Raw genomic sequence first — 18,568 nt, forward strand, 5'->3', positions numbered from 1 at the left:
TGCGGGTGGGTGCAGCAGCGGCTTGGGTGGGGGTGGCGGTCGGCGCGGCATTGCCGCCGCCGCACGCGGTGAGAGCAACGATGAGCAGACCGACAAGGGCGACGAACCAGTACCGGTGAGCAAAAAACATACGGCCTCCCTACAACGAGCGCTTTTCTGCCGTCTTGTCATTTAAGACGGTAAACGACCTTGAGGTATCGAATTCGAGCAGCCGAGAAGACTTGCATGCATCATGCATGTACGCGCTATCTGCAGAGAGGTTGCACTGCTGGCAGATAGATTGTACTGCTACTATAGCATTGTGCAGGGCGGGAGGGAATGGGGGATTTTCAGGATGGTGGATGGAATGTGCGGTGCGGAAAGCATCGGCACCCATGTGCTCACTCCTGCCAGAGCATAGGGGTGCTGTGATACGCAGAGCTATTGCTGATCATTCACAACTGACCGTCAAAGGTGCTTTCGCGGACAATTGATGTTAAGACAAGGAGATAGTCTACGCGAAGTATTTGTAAACTTGACCCTGCCGATGCGCCGAAACGATCGGCATACTGGCAAAATTCGCGAAATGGGCCGGTACCACATTTGTCCGATTGCACCGATCCCAGATTCTTCATCAGTTCATGAATCGTGCCGCGCCCGCGCACGAACTCATCAAGATGGTCCGAGTTGAGCTGGTAGTACATAGCGATCAAAAACAACACCTAGAACAGATATGACTCAGGCAATTGGTTTGCCAGTGGATGCTCCCTGAGAAATTCTATCACCGGCTTAAACCGGTTCACGATCTTGAGCATGGTGCGCGGCACGAGCAGCGAGCGCAGTGCCAGTAATTGATCAATGTGCTGCACGCCGGGGCAATCGCCGTCACGTAACTGTTGGGCAATTTCACTGACTCTGCGGTACGGCACTTTATGCGGATAATGCACTTGCCGGATGGCCATCTGCTCGACGTCGCGCGCAATGCCTAATTCGTACTCCACTCGATCAACTTTTCCAGATAGCGCAACCCATAGGCAAGATCTTGGTCTTCGCCTAAGTACTCGCGGTAGCGGCCAACAATCGCACGGGCAGCGGCGATGTGATCCAGCGCCAGCACGTAGGTGCATCTTTCCACCAGCATATGCACCTTTAGCCATTCAAACATACGCACCATCCGCTCGGTCGAACAGCGGTCAAGATCATCGATGAAAATAACCAGCCGGTATTGTTTCTGCTTCGTTGGATCAGCTTCATGCGCGCTATCTAGAATGGCCTCAACCAACTCGGCCATCTTACCCTTCACCTCATCGATCAGCAGGGGTTGCGCGCGTTGATCTTTGGTCTGTTGAAATTTGCTCGTCGCTGAGCGAATCGCCTTGCCCGCCGCTGCCGCAACACCGCCACCCGGGACCACGAGCGGGGAAACCTCGATCAGGAGGTCGATCAAATACGAAGCGATCAAGCGATGGGTGGTTTTGCCGCCAAGGGATGGGTTATGTAATTGATACCCCTTTTCCTGACACCCCGATCACGCTGGGCGGCCGTTCACTCAGAATGTCATTGGCAATGATGTTGGCAAGGCTAGACCGGCGGAGATCGTCAGCCAAATGATCGATATCGGTGATGCGGTGATCGAAGCGGAGAAAAGGGCGTTGCACGACGTAGCGGTTTTTCATCATCGCTTCTCCATGTCCAAGGCGCGCACAATTCGCCGTAGGATGCTAACGATGGGGGGATTATTTTTGGCGATTTCAAGCAATAGGCTTCCCTCATTGGCGAAGATGAGCTGAAGAGCTTTTTCGAGATGTTCTGCTGCGGTCTTCTCCGCTGCCGGACCAGCAATGGTTGCGCTCCGATCCGCTTCCTGCTCAGACTCGCCGGTCATGTAGGCCGCGGGTTCATACATGATGGTGAGCGATGGATCCCCTTTCTGCCTCTGCTCAGGCAAGCTGCGCAAAATTTTCGCCATATTTGTGTTGGGCCATCAGAATGCGAACGCGCTGCACATAGATATTCCAAATCTGATGATTAGGATCGCCGGTATAGAGCTTTTCGGCAAGGTCGAGGTATGCCAATGCCCTTACGAAGGTAGGCATCATTCTCGTTTGGGGTGGATTCGTCTGCTTCGACGCCAGCGCGTTCCTGATGCAACCGGGCCAAATCTTGCGCCAAGACGTAAGCATTCTCAATGCCAAGCTGGATGCCCATCCGGTAGCGCGACTCAAGGATGCTTATGGCCTCTTGCTGGTAGGCGGCGAGCTGGTCAATGCTGTCAAGCTTACGCAACGGCACCGAGTCGATCAAGACGCGGCGGTAGGTGCGCAAGATATCCATTAACCCGTCGCGCTTCACAGCAAGCAGGCCATCATCAAGCAACTGCAGTGCCGTGGCTGGATCGTTTAGCGTCGTTGCGTGATAAATTGCGCCATACCCCCAAAACCGCCAGTATGGCCCGGTCTGCTTGCGTGGCATGCCGGCAAGCGTTTGCTACAGCCGCTGCGCTTGTTCTGGATCAAAGTGGCTCGAGAAGCGGTATTGGAGCGCATCGCACAAGAGATCAACCTTTTCGAGCCACTCGCGCAAACCTTCTTCCACAAAAGCGAGCTGGGCTTGGTTATGCTGGACACATCCCGCCGTTATAGCGATGTTGTGCCACAAATCGGGTGGACCGGTGTAATGGCTGAGACCTTCAGCCAGAATTTGATCGAACCGTTCTCTAGCTATTGGTGGATTGGAAAACTCCAACCCATCTACCTCACGGTAAAATGGCCAGAGAGATTTGGAGCGACTAGTCTGAGACCCTAGCTCGGTCATCTTCGCTCTCCTTTCACACTGTGTTGATATGGTTCTTAGCCTATGTCGTGAACGTATTGTTGGCAATATCTTACAATTGCAATATTTTTTATTTTCTATCAACATTCTTGAGGCGGTGTAGCGTCTACGTTGATCAACCGCTGGGATTTTCGCCAATGTGAGGAGCACGTTGGGATCGGGGCTTGACGCGGTGTTGACCGATTCGGAAACGCACGCTAAACGACACGATTGGGAGTCGATCAGCGTCCTACAGCTTGCTCGGTGGCCAGCCAAGCGCTGGCCTGTGCGGGCAGCGCATTACTCGCAAAACCGTTATCTCATGCGTTCCATTCCTGACAAATTTGCCATCCAAACATCCGGCGCTACCCCCTATAATAGAAAGCAACCGCTGCTGCTGCGAGGGAGGGTTGCATGCGCCGTTATCTTGCCATCGTATTGATCGTTTGGTCGCTGCTTTCGGTATCGGCGGCGGCTGCCCAAGCGCAGCGAACGTTTACCCTCGATTTTGAAGGCTTCCCTGATAATCAATCGATCGATGCCTACGGCGGGTTGGTGTTTCAATTGGGCTGGCGGTTCGGCGATCTGCGCAGCGGGCGCTATAATGCACCGTTTCCTGAATCATGCCCTGACTTTGGCGGTACCTGCGCTTTTGCGGTGAACGGCAATGGTTTTGCGCGGGTGAGCGGCGCCGGTACCGGCGAGATTGCGCTGCCAGAGGGTGTGATGTCATTTAGTGCAGCAGTATCAACCTCAGACCCGCTCACCTTCACGGCGTTCGCTGCTGGCGGTAGCGTGTTGGGGACAGCGGTGGTTGAACCGAACACCTTTACCGGCCAGCTTGATCGGGTGACACTGACTGCGCCGCCGAACCAGACCATCGCGACAATTGAAGTCAGTGGCACACGCGACACGTGGCTGATTGATGATGTGCAGTACACGGTAGATCTGGCGCGTGGGGCGCGTCCGGCTCGTCTTGCGTTGGCGCAGCGAGTGGATGATGTGGCGCGGCCCGGCGAGGTGTTGGCGCTCGATGTGGTGTTAGAGAACTATGGCCGCGGGCCGGTGTTTGATGCGACGATCGAGCTGCCGTTTGATGCGCATACGTTGATCTTGCTCGATGCGACGCCGAGCCGGGCTGGGGTGTGGGTGAGCGAGGTGCAGCCGGGGTTGATTACGATCCGTACCGGCCCGCTGGCGGCTAACCGTGATCTGGTGAGGATGACGATCCGTTTCCGGGTGCGGGATGATGCGCCGAATGGGGTTGCGATTGGCCGATTAGCCCGTTTGGCGTACCGCGACGGCGTGACCGAAATGGGGCGCGGGCAGAGTAATGTGCCGCGCGCTACTATAGGCCTCGGCCCGGAATTGACCTACTGGCGCGCGCTTGAGGTGACGATAGTTGGGCAAACGTTATCCTATGACGCCGAAGGGTTTGCTCCCGGCGAGCCGGTGGGGATTTGGTATAACCCGCCAGATGGCGCGCCGCCGGTGACGGTGACAACGGTGCGGGCCGATGGCGATGGCCGGGTGAGCGGGACGCTATCGCTGCGCGATGTGCCGGCGGGAACGTATACGCTGGTGTTGTATAGCCACCATTCGCAGCAGACGTTTGTGGGTGGGTTTGCGGTGGTTGCATCTCAATAAGGAGTGTTAAGAGCCGCACCGCCGTGCGGCTTTACAGGAAGATCGCTACGCCTGTAGGGAGCTAGTTTTACCGCAGAGGGCGCGGAGAGCGCAGAGGCTTTGTCAACTCTAACATCTCTGCGACCTCTGCGTTCTTCGCGCCTTTGCGTTTGCGATCTCTGCGGCCTCTGCGTTCTTCGCACCTTTGCGTTTAAGGTCTCTGCGCCTTGGCCCCCTCTGCGCCTTGAGCCGCACGGACGTGCGTGATGAGAGCCACACGTTCGTGCGGCTTTACTTACTTATGCCGCCAAGACCCGCTCGTGGCCGAGGAGCTGGCGCAATTCGTTGACCAGCGCGTCTGACAGTTCGATGGTTTGTTGCGATTGCAGCACCACCATGCCAACACCGTTGGGCAGGTAAAGCGTGACCTGATCGTGGCCGTGGCTGGCGCTGAGCAGGCTGTGAATGTGCTGCATCAAGGCAACGTCGGCGTCGAAGTCGTTGCTGCGCGGCAGGTAGATGCGCAGATTGCGCGCCGGCGGGCCATCGGCGCGGGCCGGTTCGGCTGTCTTCCCGTGGCCGTTGCCATTGCTATGCCCGTTGCCATTGCCGTTGCTGGCTAGCTTGACCGGCTGGCGCGGACGCACGGCTGGCGGCTTAGCCGGCGGCGGGGCAGCGGCAGGCGCGGCAGCAACAGGCGCGCTGGCGGGAGCAGCAGCTAGTGCTGGCGCCGGTTGCGCGACGGGTGCCGGCGCCGGTAGCTCGATCACCATGTCGCTGATCAGCTCCTCACCCATCCCTTCCAGATCCATCTCAACTGGTTGCGCACTGGCGGCGACATCAATCGTGCTTGGCGCTTCCACACTCTCGACCACCAACTGCGGCGTATCGCGCCGGTTATCAACTTTCGCCGTCACCCGCACCACCGCATCGTTCTGCAACAGATCGGCGGACTTCGCCAGCACCTTGGGGAAGACCACGATCTCGATGCTGCCGGTGAGGTCTTCGAGCATCGCCACCAGCATCGAATCGCCCTTCTTGGTTGCAATCCGGCGCACGCCGCTCAGCACGCCGACGAAGGTCAGCGTTTCGCCGATCAGCTCTTCATTGATCGAGCCAAGCTCGGTAGCGCCGCTGAGGTCAATCCCTTCCAGCGCCTTGGCGATCGGATCGTCCGAAATATTCAGCCCCAGCAGCTCTTTCTCCCACAGCAGCACCTCTTTCTGCTCGGCGGGAGTCTCGGTGATGAGCGGCATTGGGATACGGGCCACGGTCGGGCCGCTGTTGCTGCTTTCACCGAAGATATCGAACAGGCTGCTCTGGCCGATTTCGCGCGCCTTCTGCGCTTCAATGCCGGCGTTCACCGCCTGATCGAGGATGGCCAGCTTTTGGCGGCGGGTGCCGGGCAGCGAATCGAGCGCGCCGGCCTTGATCAAACTTTCCAGCGTGCGCTTGTTGAGCGCGTGGCGATCGACGCGGGCGCAGAGGTCTTCGAGCGACTGGAACGGGCCGCCGGTCTCGCGGGCCGCGATAATTGCCTCAACCGGCCCTTCGCCGACGTTCTTGATTGCCATCAGACCGAAGCGAATGCCGCGGTTATGGGTGACGCCGGGGGGCAGCGGCGGCGCCAGCGGCTCGATGGCAAAGCCCTTCTGTGAACGATTGACATCGGGCGGCAGCACCGCCACCCCCAACCGGCGCGCCTCAAGCGCGGCCTTGGTCACATCTTCAATCACGCCGCCGGCCCCGGTCAGCACCGCGGTCATATACTCAACCGGATAATTCACCTTGAGCCACGCCGTCTGATAGCTGAGCAAGCCGTACAGGGTTGCGTGGGGGCGGTTGAACGAATAGCCGGCGAAGGGCAAGATCAGCTCCCAAAGCTGGTCGGCCACCTCTTTGCTAATGCCTTTGCGCTGGCACCCCTGCTTAAAGATCGCCTCGTTTTCGGCCATCAGCTCCTTGTTCTTCTTGCTAATGGCCTTGATCACGATATAGGCTTGGCCGAGCGTATAATCGGCCACCGTCTGGAGCAGTTGCATAATCTGCTCTTGGTAGACGATCACGCCATAGGTATCGGACAAAATCGGTTCAAGCACCGGGTGGAGATAGCGGATTTGGGAGGGATTATTCTTATTCTGGATATAGACTGGAATCTGCTCCAGCGGGCCGGGCCGGTAGAGCGCGACCATCGCGTAGAGGTCTTCAACGCGGGTCGGTTTCAACTGCATGAGATAGCGGGTCATCCCCGCTGACTCCAGTTGGAACACATTCTTGGTCTCGCCGCGACCCAACGCCTCAAACACCTTCGGATCATCGAGCGGAATCTCATCGAGCCACATACGGCGACCGGTCGTCTGCTCGATATACTTCAGCGCCTCGGCCACCACCGACAAGTTGGTGAGACCGAGAATATCCATCTTGAGCAGACCCATCTTGGCGAGCGTCGGCCCCTCAAACGCCGCCATCAGCGCATTCTCGTCTTTGGTGGTGCGTTGGAGCGGCACCAGCTCTTCGAGCGGGGTGCGGCTAACCACCACGCCACAGGCATGGGTGCCGACCGAGCGCATACGGCCCTCCACCTTCTGCGCTTCAATAATCAACTCGCGCAAATGGGGCTGGGTCTCGTAGATCTGCTTCAATTCAGGCACCCGCTCAAGCGCCTGCGCAATAGTGGTGCCAACCGGCAGCGACGGGATCAGCTTCGCCACCCGGTCAACCTCGCCGGGATCGAGACCGAGCACGCGGCCCATATCACGGATGGCCGCCTTGGCGCCGAGGGTGCCGTAGGTGATAATCTGGGCCACATTCTCGCGGCCATACTTCTGGGCAATGTAATCGAGAATCTCGTGGCGGCGCGAATCGGCGAAGTCGGTATCGATATCGGGCATCTCAAGCCGTTCAGGCGAGAGGAACCGCTCGAAGAGCAGCTTATTCTTGACCGGATCGACGTCGGTAATGCCGAGGGCGTAAAGCACGAGCGACGCGCCAGCCGAACCGCGGGGCAGGCAGGGGATGCCGCGCGAACGAGCAAACTTGACGTAATCCCACACGATCAACATATAATCGGGGAAGCCGGTTTTATTGATCACGTCCAGCTCATACTCCAACCGGCGCAGATACTCTGCGGGCGGCTGGCCGTGAAAGCGGCGCATCAACCCCTCTTCGCAGACGAGGCGCAGGTACGAGGCGGCATCGTGCCCTTCCGGCAGCTCGAAGACCGGCAACTGGACGCGGCCAAACTCCAGCTTGAGCCGGGCCATATCGGCGATGCGGCGGGTATTTTCCAATGGCTCGGTGCCGTACCGCTTAAAGCGGTCCCACATCTCTTCGCCCGACAGAATGTGGTAGGTTTCGTCCATCGCGTATTCGCGGGCGCAGAACTCGGCAAGGGTCATATTCATGCCCATCGCCATCACCTTATGCTGGGTGTCCTTATCTTCGGGGCGGACGAAATGGGCATCGCTGGTGGCAACGAGGGGAATGCCGAGTTCGCGGGCGATTCGCACCAACTCATCGTTGAGCGGTTCGAGTTCGGGCGTATTATCGTGCAGTTGCAACTCGATATAGTAGCGGTCAGGGCCGAGCAGATCGCGGTAATAGGCCGCCGTCTCAACGGCGGTGCGGCGATCGCCGCTCTTGAGATAGTGCAACACCTCGCCGGCCAGACAGGCCGAGGTGACGATCAGGCCCTCGTGGTGCGCTTCGAGCAGATTGCGGTCGATGCGGGGGCGGGCGAAGACGCCTTTGCCCATGCCTTCAAGGTGGGCGCGGGTGGTAAGCTTGACCAGATTGCGATAGCCGGTTTCGTTTTGGGCCAGCAGCAGGAGGTGGAAATAGTTCTTGGCCCCTTTGGTCATCGGGTCGCTCAGCGACCCGGGGGCCATATAGGCTTCGACACCGAGGATGGGGCGGATGCCGGCTTTTTTGGCTGCCTCGTAAAACTCTATCGTGCCGTACAACACCCCGTGGTCGGTGAGGGCGATGCTATCCATGCCCAAATCGGCGGCGCGCTGAACGATCCCTTTGGTGGTGGCGTAGCCATCGAGCAGGCTGTATTCGGAATGGACATGCAGGTGAACAAAGTCGCGCATGGTGTGCTCGCGTCGAAAAATTCTTTACACTTGACAGGCGTGATCAAGGGCAAACAGGCGATCTAAACCTAAAACATTTGTCCGAAAAAATGATAGCGGTGTCGGTTTTTTGGTATTATATCGACATAAATCGCTACCGATGGTGCGGCGGTTTGGTCTGATTATAGCACATCGGCAGCGGGTTGCGAATACAGTTTCATCAAACTGTAAGGGATTTTTAACAGCCGGACGGCTGTCCGGCTCATAAAGGCACAGAGGGGGCAAAGGCGCAGGGATGTAAACGCAAAGACGCGAAGGACGCGGAGAGGCGCAAAGGGGATAGATGTAAAGACGGACGGCTGTCCGGCTCGCCGGTGCAGGTAGATCCTGCCCCACCCCAACCCTCCCCCGCTAGGGGAGGGAGCGGGCGCCCTTACCCCCCAACCCCCTCTCCCACCGTCAGGTGGGAGAGGGGGAGCTGCTGGACGGGAGGGAACGGCACGGCGGGAGCGGTACACAACATCTCCCCACCTTGTCCACGGGGAGGAGGCAAGTAGTTTACCGCAGAGGGCGCCGAGGACGGAGGGTGGTGAGGGACGGACAGAACCGTTGGTCTGTCAAAATCGTTGTCGTTGTGCGATACCTCGAAGCTTAACTGTGCGCTCCCCTCTCCCGCGCCAGCGGGAGAGGGGCTGGGGGTGAGGGTAAATCGGTGCCTCCAAGGCGGTCGATTGCATCTGCGCTTAGAGGTTCTGTCCGACGTGAGTCCTGATGAGGTTGGGGACAATACCAAAGCGCAAGGTGATGATGATTGACCAACCCGAATCATCGCCTTTGCGCTTTGGTATTGGTGCGGCTATGATACAATCGCGATGTGATGTGATCTGCCCCATGCCGAACAGAGCGCAATATGCGCTCTTGCTACATGAAAAAAAGGAGTTGAACTCATGGCTGAGCGTTACCGCATTGAACGCGATTCGTTGGGTGAGATGCAGGTGCCGGCTGATGCGCTCTACGGCGCGCAAACGCAACGCGCTGTCTTGAACTTCCCGGTGAGCGGGATGCGTCCTTATCGCGCCTTTGTGTGGGCGCAGACGATGATCAAGCGGGCGGCGGCTGAAGTCAACCGCGATTTAGGGCTGCTTGATCCGCAGATCGCCAATGCAATCATTCAAGCTGCCGAAGAGGTGCTGGCCGGCCAGCATGCTGACCAGTTCGTAGTCGATCCGTTTCAGGCCGGTGCCGGCACTTCGCACAACATGAACGTCAACGAGGTGCTGGCCAATCGCGCGAACCAGATTTTGGGCTACAGCCTTGATGACCCCAAGAAGCCGGTCAGCCCGAACGACCACGTGAACATGGCCCAATCAACCAACGACACCATTCCGACCGCGATCCGGTTGGGGTGTCTGTGGCGGTTGCCCGAACTGCTGGCAGCGATTGACGATCTGGCCGATGCGCTGGAGGCGAAGGCCGTTGAGTTCGATGATGTGGTGAAGTCGGGCCGCACCCACTTGCAAGACGCCGTCCCAGTGCGGCTCGGCCAAGAGTTTGGCGCCTATGCGAAGGCGGTGCGCAACGATATGGAACGGATATCGGCTGCTGCCGACCGCCTGCGCCGGCTGGGAATTGGCGGTACTGCCACCGGCAGCGGCCTCAATGCCCACCCTGAATACCATGCGCGCATGGTTGCCAAGCTGAGCGAACTAACCGGCCATGAGCTACGCTCGTCGGGCAACTTGTTCGAGTCGATGCAGAGCATGGCCGATCCCGCCGACTTCTCGGCCAGTCTGCGTACGCTCTGTATCACGCTGGGTCGCATCGCTAACGACTTCCGCCTGCTCTCTTCCGGCCCGGCCACCGGTCTCGACGAGATCCGCTTGCCCGCCGTGCAGCCGGGGTCGTCGATCATGCCAGGTAAGGTGAACCCCGTGCTGGCCGAGATGCTGAACATGGCGTGCTATCACGTGCAGGGTTGTGATCTGACCGTGGCGTTGGCGGCGCAAGCTGGTCAGCTTGAGTTGAACGTGATGATGCCGATTATCGCGCACAATTTGTTTGAGATGATGCATGTGCTGATCGGCGCGATTAACGCCTTTACTACGAAATGCGTGGTTGGCATCACTGCTAACCGCGAGAAGGCGGCGGGCTGGCTCGCCAAGAATGCGATTCTGGTCACGGCGCTCAATCCGGTGATCGGCTACCTGAACGGTGCGGCGGTGGCGAAAGAGGCCATGGCCACCGGCAAGACGATCAAAGAGGTGGTGGTCGAGAAGGGCCTGCTCACTGCCGAACAGGTTGACGAGCTGCTCGATGTCTACAAGATGACCGAAGGCGGTATTCAGGGCATTGCCGCTGCGGGCTAAAGGTAGGCTGGCTATCCCGTTGGGGGTGTGATACGTTGACTTCTCCCGCTGGGGGATGTGGCCCTACCCCCAACCCCTCCTCCAGCGGGGGAGGGGTGAGTTTACCGCAGAGGGCGCGGAGGTCGCAGAGGATGATCGACATCCCACAGATCTTTGCGCACTCTGCGTTCTTGGCGTCTTTGCGGAGCCGGACAGCTGCCGGATCTACTGTACCTTTGCTTCCTCTGCGTCGTGGGGACGGGCGGACGTCTCTCCATACATCGCGGCGTTGACTAGCATCTCGCGGTGAGGCAAGCTATAATATCAAGCATCGCCTATCCGTTCCGTGCCTCGGAGAGCATCGATGGCGTCAGTGACCCTCTCCGTCCGCATTGTGTTGCTCGGTGATATCCGGTTTGAGGCGGGAGCAGACCGTACTATCTTTCCGTACCGTGAGAGTCTGCGCCGGTTGTTGGTTCGTTTGGTCTTGCGTCCGCGCCAGCCGTGTGGCCGCAAGCAACTGGCTTTTATCCTCTGGCCCGACGCTGAACCGGCTGAGGCGTTGGCGAATCTGCGCCGGCATCTGTACCTCTTGCGCGAGCTGTTGCCGCCGGCGGCACGGCCATGGTTGGAGGTTTCAACGCAAGAAATTGTCTGGAATGCGCCGCCCGACTGCCAGCTCGATGTCACTGCCTTTGAACAAGAGTGGACGACGGTGGCGGAGATGGAGGCGGCAGCGGCGCTGTACGGCGGTGAATTGGCCCCCGGCGTTGATAGCGATGACGAGATTCTCTCCCGGCGCGCAGTCTTGCACCGGCGCTATCTGCTCTTGCTTAAAACGCTGGCGCGGGTCTGGCTCGATCGCGGCGATTGGCAGCGGGTAGGCGTATGGGCGCGCCGGTTACTGGCGCTCGATCCGTGGGATGAAGAGGCGGTGCGGTGGGCAATGACGGCGGCGGCATCGTCCGGCCAGCGCGCGGCGGCGCTCGATCTGTATCGGGCGCTGGTCGAAGAGTTGCAGCGCGAGTTGGATGCGCAACCGGCCCCGGAAACGACGGCGCTGTATCACGATCTGCTCCATCACCGGTTGGAGCTGCCGGAACCTGCCCGCCAATCGCTGGCGCTGTTTATCGGGCGTGATGAACCGCTCCGGCAATTGCTTGAACTGATGCACCATGCCGGGCAAGGGCAGGGCCGGATCGTCTTTGTCTCCGGGCTGGCTGGTGTGGGCAAGACGGCACTGGTGCAAGAGGCGATCCACCGCTCGAACGGGATGGCTACCATGCCTGCATGGCAGGTATTGCGAGGGTATTGCCAGCCGGCCCGCAGTATCGGCGAGCAGCAGGCATATCTACCGTGGCGGCAGGTCTTGACCGCCGCTGCCACTCATTTGGTGCAGGCGGCAGCGAACGCCGATTGGCTGGCGCGGTTGGCTCCGCTAGCGCCCGAATTGGCGCTATTGCGGCCCGGCTTGTTCGTGCCTGATCAGCCTGATGCCGCGGCGCTGCGGCTGGCGATCCGGCAAGCGTTGCAAGCGTTGGCCGCTACCCAACCACTGCTGTTGCTGATTGAAGATGCGCACTGGATCGACCAAGCTTCGCTGGACGTGCTGAGTGACGTGGCTGCGGGGTGCCGTTCGCTGCCGCTCTTGGTGATTGTGACGCACCGGTCGGGCGCGATTACGCCGGCATTGCTGGCGCTGAAGCGGAGTCTGCGCCGCCAGCAATGCGCGCATGATGTCTCCGTGCAACCATTCACAGCGGAGGAAACGGATCGCTTTTTGACCCAGATGCTGGATCGGCAGTCGCTTAGTGCGTCTACGCTGGCCGATATCCGGCGGTATGCGGGTGGGTTGCCGCTCCTCTTGCATGAAGCGGTAGCGGCATTGGGTGAGATGCGTCAAGTGACCAAGAGTGGTCTGACCGGTCTGCGCGATATCCTCAGGTTGCGCTTGCGCGCGATCGGCGAGCACAACCGCCAGATGCTGGAAGCGGCGGCGATCTTGGGTTTTTCCTGCGCCGATGCGGTTTTGCAACGGATGCTCGCGTGGTCGCCGGCCAAGTACGCTTCGGCGCTTGATGAGTTGAGCGCGCGCCACTTGCTAGTGGATACGGTGATCCACGGCGCTGACGATTACGCTTTTTCGCACCATCTGATTCACGATCTGATCGTGAGCGAGACTCCCGCCGATCGGGTGCCACTCCTGCACGAGCAAGCCGCCCGCGCGTTAGCGGCGGTCTACGCCGGCCAGAGTGGCTATGCGGCGCGGATTGCCTATCATTACGAGCAAGCCGGCTACCGGTTGCACGCTGCCCGTTGCTGGCTCGACCACGCCCGCGAGAGTACTGATCTGGCGGCATTTGTGCCGGCGGGCGAGGCAATTGCCCACGCCGAAGCGTTGCTCACCGGCGCGAGCCGCGCCGAGCGTGAACTGCGGGCGCGGGCCGCGATGCAACGCGGGGTGGTGGCGCTGTATCAAGGTGATTCGGAGCCAGCCTTCGCTCTACTCGCGCAGGCGGTGGCGGCTAGCCGTGAGTTCCCGGCGCTCTATGTGCAGGCGCTGGTCATGCAGGCGTATGCCCTCTACACCCGCGATCGGGCTGGCGAGGCATACGCTGCGGCGACGCAGGCGCTGGCGCTGGCGACATCGCTCAACGATACGATCAATCTGGTGCGCGCGCGCAATATTCGTGGCGTTAGCGCCTTGATGTTGGGGCAGATGGAGGAAGCGATTGCCGATCTGCGCCAAGCGTGCGCCAGCATTGAACATATCCGGCCCGATGATGATCACGGGCCGGGGGTGATGGCCCAAACCGCGCAAAGTTTGAACCATCTCGGTACGGCGCTGGTCTTTGCCCAAGAGTACCGGCAGGCCCGTGATGTGCTCGATCAGACGGTCGCAATCGCGCAACGCAGCGGTTTGCGCCGGTTGGAAGCGGCGGCGTTGACGATGATCGGCCAGATGTTGCTGAACTGCGGGCGGTACGATGAGGCCGAGCGGGTGTATACGCGCTCGCTGGAAGTCGCCGGCGAGTCGTATAAGCCGGGGATGTGGGGCAAGTATGCCGGTCGCGGTTGGGTGTATCTGCGGATTGGCGAACACGAAGCGGCCCGGCGCGATTTTACGAGTGGCTTGGATATCGCGACGCAGGTCAAGAGCCAATATGGCGCGCTTTTAATGCAGAGCTACTTGACCTTCGTTGATTTGGCCCAAGGCCGGACGCCGGCATGGTCGTTGGCGCAATTGGCGGCGCAGGCTGAGGCTGCCCAAAGCCATCCGGTGGCATACATTGCTTGCCTGTTGGCTGGTCAGATTGGGGAATTGCTCGATCAGTCAGAACTGGCGCTCGCACTGTATGAGCGGGCGTGGCGCGCAGCGCAAGCGAGTAATGTGCCGTCGTTTGTCTTGGCGGCGCGGGTGCGGTATCTTGGCCGGCGGATCGCGATGGCGCCGCAGAGCGATCTTTGGGCCGAACTTGATGCGCTCAGCGCACAGGCCGCGCAGGCCGGCGAATTACCGGCGCAGGCGTTAGTGGCGTTGGCGCAGACCAACGGTTGGTTGGCGAGCGGCCAAGCGGCGCAAGCGGCACTGGCAGCCGAGCAGGCGGTGATGCTGGCCCGCGCCTGCCCTGATGTGCCGTTGCTTGGCGAGAGCTTGCTCGTACTGAGCGACATTTGTTTGCGGTTGGGCGATGCTAGCCGCGCGCAGGCTGCGTTGGCCGAAGTGCAGAACATTGCCCGCCAATCGTTTGCTCCGCTGGCGATTCCGCTCGGTTTGGCAGAGGCGGGCCGGTTGCGCGCGGATTGCCTCAGGAGTTTGACCCCGCACGCGCCGGAACGGGCGGTTGCGCCGCGGAAGCGGCGGGTGGGGTCGTAGGCCGCTGTTCTTATCGCAGAGACGCAGTAGGGGCAAAGACGCAGAGATACTTAACGTAAAGGCGTAAAGGTCGCGAAGGACGCAGAGGGGGTTGGAATAACCCTCACCCTCTGCGCTCTCGGCGCCCCCTGCGGTAAACGTTAGGCAAGCCCTCACCCCAGCCTTCCCCCGCTGGGAGACTGTCAAGGCGCAAAGCGAGCCAAGGCGCAGAGGTTCTTAACGCAAAGGACGCAGAGAGCGCAAAGGTTTTTTGGTTGACCCCACCCCAGCCTTCCCCCGCTGGGAGACTGTCAAGGCGCAAAGCGAGCCAAGGCGCAGCGGGGGTTGGAATGACTCTCCCCCGCAGTGCTCTCGGCGGTAAACCTGATCGAACCCTCGCCCCCGTCCCCTCTCCCGCGCCAGCGGGAGAGGGGCGCTACTGTGTTCCGCTGAAACACGGTCGTTTCCGCACACCACGCGGCTCCCCCTCTCCCACCTCACGGCGGGAGAGGGGGCTGGGGGTGAGGGCAACTGCAAGGCGCAAAGCGAGCCAAGGCGTAGAGGTTCTTAACGCAAAGGACGCAGAGAGCGCAAAGGTTTTTTGGTTGACCCCACCCCAGCCTTCCCCACCGGAGGAGGGGAGAGCGCAGCTCCCTCTCTCCTGCCGGCAGGTGAGACCGGGGGAGGGAGTGAGGCCTGTCCTCACTTAAGGACGTTTTGAGGACGCTGGCCTGCTACACTACGAATGCCCCGGCCATGCTTGCAGGCTGGGCGCTTTTTGTATCAGCAGTCACGTTCTCAGAGGTGCTCGTATGCGGCCAACGCTCCTTGTGCTCGTTGTCTTGTTGCTGCTTTCCGCCTGCGGTGGCGGGACGCCTACCACCAATGCGCCCACTACCGCTCCGGCTTCCGCCCCTACCCAAGTGTCTGCTCCCACCACTGCGTCGGCTCCAGCCTCGACCCCAGCGCCGGCGCCTACCACCGCACCCGCGGCAGCCGGCCAGTTCGACCCGCGCGCGGCAGAGCCGTGCGCCGTTTTCACCCCTGATGAGCTGGCGGCTATTACCGGCGTGCCGTTGTTGGATGCGTTTCCGGGGAACGATCGCTTCTTTGCTACCTGCGCTTACGTGTTTAACGACCAAGATCAGAGCAACGCCAATCTCGGTATTGATCTGCGAAATCCCGGCGCCGAAGCCTTTGCCAAGGTAATCCAATTCAACCAAGACTCAGGCAAAACCGTCGAGCAAATAGACATTGGCGAGCGCGCGGCGATTGTGGAGAGCGATGGTGAATTCTCGCTGTATGCCGTGGTGAATGGCTGGAACGTCACTCTTTACGGCTATAAGCTCAGCCGTGAAGAGGTGATTGCGATCGGCCAGTTACTCGCCGATCGGCTTGTGCCGTTTACGCCGCCGCCAGCGGGTGATGTGGCTAATCAGCCCGCCCCTCAATCTGGTGCGCTGATCGGGATGGAGGTGGTGATCGAAGAGCCAGCGAATATGGCTGGCGTGACCACGCTCGAAAGTCTTAACATCGTCTCGATTGCCGGCTTTGCGATGTGCTCATTCGATCCGGCAGCCGATCCGTTTATCGTCTCATTCATCGCGCGACCCGGTGAAGACCCGCCCACGCCGGTCGGCGTCTTTACCCTCTCGGCTTCCGGCGGCGTGAAGCCCAATCAACCGTCGCCGGCCAGTTTTGAGGTCGGACTTGGCCGTTCCGATGAACCGCAAATGTTTGCTGGCGAAGGGACGGTGGTTGTTGCGGCAGATGGGAAGTCGGGCACGTTTGAGGCTGGCCGGCTGAAGGGTCGCTGGAGTTGCACCTTCTCGGAATAAGATAATGCCTGTTCTTGGTAAGGAGCGTGGCGCAATGCCGCTGCGCTCCATCATAGGAACGATGAAGGAGAGCCGTGATTTATGAAGATCCGTTATTTGCGGTTAGGGTTGTTGATCGTACTTGGGATGGCGCTGATGAGTGGCGCGGGCACGGCGCCGATACAGGCGGAAAGTGGCCGTTGCTACGTCAAATGGAATGCGCTGGGAAGCAATAATGGTACGGCATGGAGCGATGCGTACAACGATCTCCAATCGGCGCTAGCGAATCTGGCGTGCGGCCAGATTTGGGTGGCGGCGGGGTTCTACCAACCCGGCTCCGATCCGAACGATAGTTTTATCCTCAAAAACAACGTGGCAATCTATGGCGGATTTGCCGGTACCGAATTGAATCTGGATGAACGCAATCCGGCTGCGAACCGCACGGTGCTCACTGGTGACATTGAGGACAATGACACCTACAACAGCAACAGTATCGTCATAGAAATTAACGGCACGAATAGCTACCACGTCGTGAGAGCGGTCGATGTCAATGATGCGTCTATTCTCGATGGGTTCACCATTACCGGCGGCAACACTGCCACCGGCAAAGGCGGCGGCATCTGGCTGTCCAATAGCCGTCCCCAATTGAACAATCTAATCATTGGCGGCAACACCGCCAGCCAAGGCGGCGGTTTAGCGAATGAGAACGGTTTTCCCATCGTCACCAATGTCACCTTCCGGCAAAATAACGCCCAGACCGGAGGCGGCATGGTGAATATCGCCGGTTACGCCACCCTGTTTAACGTGACCTTTCAGGGCAACCGGGCGCAACGGGGCGGCGGTATGGCCAATCTGAACAGCACAACGACGCTGGGCAACGTTACCTTCAGCGGCAATGACGCCACGGTCGATGCCAACAGCGACGGCGGTGGCATGTACAACAGCCTCAGCGCCGCGTACCTCAGATACGCCACCTTCCTTAGCAACAATGCGAATCGGAATGGCGGCGGCATGGCCAACGTTGACAGCACTATCATTTTGGAAGATGTCGTGCTGTCGCTCAATGCCGCTAATAATTGGGGCGGAGGCGTCTTTAGCCGCAACCAGACCCTTATGATGACCGGCGTTACCATCCACGCGAATAGGGCCGATTACGGCGGCGGCGTGTTTATGCAGAGCGCAGCAGGGACTTGGGTGAATGTTACGTTTAGCCAGAATAGCGCCAGCAGTTTTGGCGGCGGGATCTATCTCTACAGCAACAGTAGCCCGACCTTGACTAACATAACGGTGACGGGGAACAGCGCCGGCATGAATGGCGGCGGTATGTACAACGATAGTTTCAGCAATCCGTTGGTCAGGAATGCAATTATTTGGGGTAACAGCGCCAATTCCGGCGGTGGCATCCATAATTTCTCCAGTACCCCGACGATCGCCTACAGCAACGTGCAGGGTTGCTTCACCAGCGGATCGTGGAATGGGTCATGCGGTACGGATGGCAGCAACAATCTTCAGCTTAATCCGTTGCTAGGCGCCTTAACGAATAATGGCGGCTTCACGCCGACTCATGCGTTACAACACGGTTCACCGGCGATCAATAGCGGTCTGTGCGGGATTGGCAACTCGATTGATCAACGTGGCGTCAGCCGGCCACAGGGTGGCGCGTGCGATATGGGAGCGGTCGAGCGTGCCTTTATTCATGTGCCGTTGGTGCAGCGGTAGGTGTGCTGTTGGGGGAGCAGGGAACCCGGCCCTTCAAGGCCGGGCTAGGATTACGAAGCCCGCTGCGCGGGCTGATGGCCCTCACCCCCGGCCCCCGCTCCCACCTGACGGCGGGAGCGGGGGGAGCTGCTGACACCTTCCCCCAACATGGGAAGATTGGGGTGGGGGTATCCCTCGCTCGCGTGTTCAGGCGCCCCCCCCCCTTGCCCCTCCCCCACTGGGGGAGGGGCGCCGCGGGCGTAGGGTGAAGGCACCCATCACCAACCCTTCGCGACCGCTGCGTTCTCTGCGGCTTTGCGTTAAAACCTCTGCGCTTGGCAGTGGCCCCCACCCCTTGCCCTG

Annotated in this window: 13 protein-coding genes; 5 read left to right on the plus strand and 8 right to left on the minus strand. The window is 59.9% G+C overall.

What is annotated here, in order from left to right:
- Positions 1-434: 434 nt before the first annotated feature.
- The 7 genes from U9R81_RS00020 to U9R81_RS00050 are packed head-to-tail and all read right to left on the minus strand — an operon-like array spanning position 435 to position 2,793.
- Positions 435-683: a hypothetical protein gene (locus U9R81_RS00020; protein ID WP_322493500.1), complete on the minus strand. Its 249-nt coding sequence runs from the start codon at positions 681-683 to the stop codon at positions 435-437.
- Between the two features lie 18 nt (positions 684-701).
- Positions 702-980: a hypothetical protein gene (locus U9R81_RS00025; protein WP_322493501.1), complete on the minus strand. Its 279-nt coding sequence runs from the start codon at positions 978-980 to the stop codon at positions 702-704.
- Positions 965-1,441, minus strand: a complete 477-nt coding sequence (locus U9R81_RS00030) for a P-loop NTPase fold protein (RefSeq protein ID WP_322493502.1) — start codon at positions 1,439-1,441, stop codon at positions 965-967. Before U9R81_RS00030 ends, U9R81_RS00025 begins: the two co-directional genes overlap by 16 nt.
- Before the next feature lie 31 nt (positions 1,442-1,472).
- Complete coding sequence (locus U9R81_RS00035; protein ID WP_322493503.1) at positions 1,473-1,658, minus strand: hypothetical protein; 186 nt, start codon at positions 1,656-1,658, stop codon at positions 1,473-1,475.
- Positions 1,655-1,948: a hypothetical protein gene (locus U9R81_RS00040; RefSeq protein ID WP_322493504.1), complete on the minus strand. Its 294-nt coding sequence runs from the start codon at positions 1,946-1,948 to the stop codon at positions 1,655-1,657. The genes U9R81_RS00035 and U9R81_RS00040 overlap by 4 nt, the downstream gene beginning before the upstream one ends.
- A 59-nt stretch (positions 1,949-2,007) precedes the next feature.
- Positions 2,008-2,451 (minus strand): hypothetical protein, encoded by a 444-nt coding sequence (locus U9R81_RS00045; protein ID WP_322493505.1) that lies wholly within the window; start codon positions 2,449-2,451, stop codon positions 2,008-2,010.
- 15 nt (positions 2,452-2,466) lie between these two features.
- Positions 2,467-2,793, minus strand: coding sequence for a hypothetical protein (locus U9R81_RS00050; RefSeq protein WP_322493506.1), 327 nt, complete (start codon positions 2,791-2,793; stop codon positions 2,467-2,469).
- A gap of 411 nt (positions 2,794-3,204) precedes the next feature.
- Here U9R81_RS00050 and U9R81_RS00055 point away from each other — a divergent pair, with 411 nt between their 5' ends.
- Entirely contained in the window at positions 3,205-4,437 is a 1,233-nt protein-coding gene (locus tag U9R81_RS00055; protein WP_322493507.1) for a hypothetical protein, read from the plus strand.
- 278 nt (positions 4,438-4,715) lie between these two features.
- On the opposite strand, the gene dnaE is transcribed toward U9R81_RS00055, so the two are convergent.
- On the minus strand, positions 4,716-8,510 hold the full coding sequence (gene dnaE / locus U9R81_RS00060) for a DNA polymerase III subunit alpha (protein ID WP_322493508.1): 3,795 nt from the start codon (positions 8,508-8,510) through the stop codon (positions 4,716-4,718).
- A gap of 926 nt (positions 8,511-9,436) precedes the next feature.
- Here dnaE and U9R81_RS00065 point away from each other — a divergent pair.
- The 4 genes from U9R81_RS00065 (at position 9,437) to U9R81_RS00080 (ending at position 18,226) form a co-directional block, all read left to right on the plus strand.
- Positions 9,437-10,855 carry an aspartate ammonia-lyase gene (locus U9R81_RS00065; RefSeq protein WP_322493509.1) on the plus strand — a complete coding sequence of 473 codons (1,419 nt, stop codon included), beginning with the start codon at positions 9,437-9,439 and terminating at the stop codon, positions 10,853-10,855.
- Positions 10,856-11,198: 343 nt separating this feature from the next.
- Complete coding sequence (locus U9R81_RS00070) at positions 11,199-14,711, plus strand: ATP-binding protein (RefSeq protein ID WP_322493510.1); 3,513 nt, start codon at positions 11,199-11,201, stop codon at positions 14,709-14,711.
- A gap of 791 nt (positions 14,712-15,502) precedes the next feature.
- On the plus strand, positions 15,503-16,528 hold the full coding sequence (locus tag U9R81_RS00075) for a hypothetical protein (protein WP_322493511.1): 1,026 nt from the start codon (positions 15,503-15,505) through the stop codon (positions 16,526-16,528).
- Between the two features lie 81 nt (positions 16,529-16,609).
- Positions 16,610-18,226: a choice-of-anchor Q domain-containing protein gene (locus U9R81_RS00080; RefSeq protein WP_322493512.1), complete on the plus strand. Its 1,617-nt coding sequence runs from the start codon at positions 16,610-16,612 to the stop codon at positions 18,224-18,226.
- Positions 18,227-18,568: the final 342 nt, after the last annotated feature.

The organism is Chloroflexus sp., from assembly GCF_034435895.1.
GTDB lineage: Bacteria > Chloroflexota > Chloroflexia > Chloroflexales > Chloroflexaceae > Chloroflexus.

Coding starts and splice junctions, on each gene's coding strand:
- U9R81_RS00045 (WP_322493505.1), bottom strand. CDS start 2,451: ATGCCACGCAAGCAGACCGGGCCATACTGGCGGTTTTGGGGGTATGGC.
- U9R81_RS00075 (WP_322493511.1), top strand. CDS start 15,503: ATGCGGCCAACGCTCCTTGTGCTCGTTGTCTTGTTGCTGCTTTCCGCC.
- U9R81_RS00080 (WP_322493512.1), top strand. CDS start 16,610: ATGAAGATCCGTTATTTGCGGTTAGGGTTGTTGATCGTACTTGGGATG.
- U9R81_RS00035 (WP_322493503.1), bottom strand. CDS start 1,658: ATGATGAAAAACCGCTACGTCGTGCAACGCCCTTTTCTCCGCTTCGAT.
- U9R81_RS00020 (WP_322493500.1), bottom strand. CDS start 683: ATGTACTACCAGCTCAACTCGGACCATCTTGATGAGTTCGTGCGCGGG.
- U9R81_RS00055 (WP_322493507.1), top strand. CDS start 3,205: ATGCGCCGTTATCTTGCCATCGTATTGATCGTTTGGTCGCTGCTTTCG.
- U9R81_RS00040 (WP_322493504.1), bottom strand. CDS start 1,948: ATGGCGAAAATTTTGCGCAGCTTGCCTGAGCAGAGGCAGAAAGGGGAT.
- U9R81_RS00070 (WP_322493510.1), top strand. CDS start 11,199: ATGGCGTCAGTGACCCTCTCCGTCCGCATTGTGTTGCTCGGTGATATC.
- dnaE (WP_322493508.1), bottom strand. CDS start 8,510: ATGCGCGACTTTGTTCACCTGCATGTCCATTCCGAATACAGCCTGCTC.
- U9R81_RS00065 (WP_322493509.1), top strand. CDS start 9,437: ATGGCTGAGCGTTACCGCATTGAACGCGATTCGTTGGGTGAGATGCAG.
- U9R81_RS00050 (WP_322493506.1), bottom strand. CDS start 2,793: ATGACCGAGCTAGGGTCTCAGACTAGTCGCTCCAAATCTCTCTGGCCA.